Source organism: Microcoleus sp. B4-C1 (assembly GCF_036705285.1).
Classification (GTDB): domain Bacteria; phylum Cyanobacteriota; class Cyanobacteriia; order Cyanobacteriales; family Microcoleaceae; genus Microcoleus.
Genome location: NZ_JAUBUC010000223.1, coordinates 1 through 1,481 on the forward strand (window position 1 = coordinate 1; position 1,481 = coordinate 1,481).

A 1,481-nucleotide genomic window follows, 5' to 3' on the forward strand; every position below is an offset into this window, starting at 1 on the left:
CAGGGTAAACGCATCTTAACTGGAACCCAAAATATGCTACAGTTAAATCCGACTAAATTTCAATGTAGTTTGTTGTAGTTTATGGGTGCTATCAATGGCAAGAGGTTTTAGTAAAGCTGTAACTTCCCAACAAAAACAAACAGATTCATTGCCTTCAATGAATATTTTAAATGCCAGTTTTTTAGAACATTTTGCCAATTTGAAAGACCCCAGAATAGAAAGAAGTAAAGAACACTTACTCAAAGATATTATAGCGATTGCGATTCTAGCTATCATTAGCGGTGCCGACGGATGGGTGGCAATAGAAGCCTATGGTAATGCCAAATATGAATGGTTAAAAAGCTTTCTAGAATTACCGAATGGCATACCATCTCATGACACATTTAGTCGGGTATTTGCCCGAATTGAACCACAACAGTTTCAAGAATGCTTTTTGAGTTGGGTAAATGCCATAGTCGGGGAATTAGAACTAAACGTGATTGCCATTGATGGCAAAACGATGAAACAATCTTATGACCGAAATGACCAGCAAAAAGCGCTACATATAGTTACAGCCTGGTCTTCATCTCATCAATTGGTTTTAGGTCAAAAAAAAGTCGATAAAAAATCAAATGAACTGACAGCAATTCCGGCATTAATAGAAATGTTAGAGATTGCCGGAAGCGTAATAACCATAGATGCTATGGGCTGTCAAAAAGAAATAACATCTCTGATTATCAAGAAAAAAGGAGATTATGTTTTAGCTTTAAAAGGCAATCAAAAACTCCTCTATCAAGCTGTGAAAGAGTGGTTTGAAGTAGCTCAAAAATCAGATTATTTAGGCAGAGACTACAGTTATTATGAGCAAGTAGAAGCTGGACATCATCGAGTGGAAAAAAGACAAGTTTGGACTGTTGATGTATCCGAGTTACCACCTCTGCACAATCAAGAATTATGGACGGGATTAAAAACAGTTGTCATGATAGTTAGTGAACGACGGCTGTGGAATAAAACCACGACTGAAGCTCGTTTTTATTTGAGTAGTTTAAGCAGTAATGCTGAGATAATTGCTGGGGCTATCCGCAGTCATTGGGGCATTGAAAATAGCTTACATTGGACGCTTGATGTGACCTTTTGTGAAGATGAAAGCCGGATTCGGAAACAGAACTCTCCCGAAAATTTTGCACTTCTACGTCGCTTGGCTATAAATTTACTAAAACAAGAAAAAACTTCCAAACAAAGTCTAAAAATGAAACGGTATCGAGCGGCAATGGACAATAATTATTTAGTGCAAATTTTAAACTCTGCCAGTTAATGCTCGAAATCTAACACCTATCTAAGAAGGAAAATTCTCCGGCTTTAAGAAGTTTAGAAAATCTTAAGGTTATGATTTAATTTGCTTAAATGTGGTTAAAGTTAATGATTTTTAAAAGTTTTTTTTAGTTATTTAGTAATGCACAAATTTAGGTGTTTGTCAAATTAATTTAGATGCGTTTACCCTG

General features: G+C 36.0%; 1 protein-coding gene. It reads left to right on the top strand.

Annotated elements, in window-relative coordinates; translation table 11 throughout:
* Window positions 1-94 precede the first annotated feature (94 nt).
* Window positions 95-1,294 (top strand): ISAs1 family transposase, encoded by a 1,200-nt coding sequence (locus QUB26_RS31780; protein ID WP_333321297.1) that lies wholly within the window; start codon window positions 95-97, stop codon window positions 1,292-1,294.
* The last annotated feature ends 187 nt before the right edge of the window (window positions 1,295-1,481 follow it).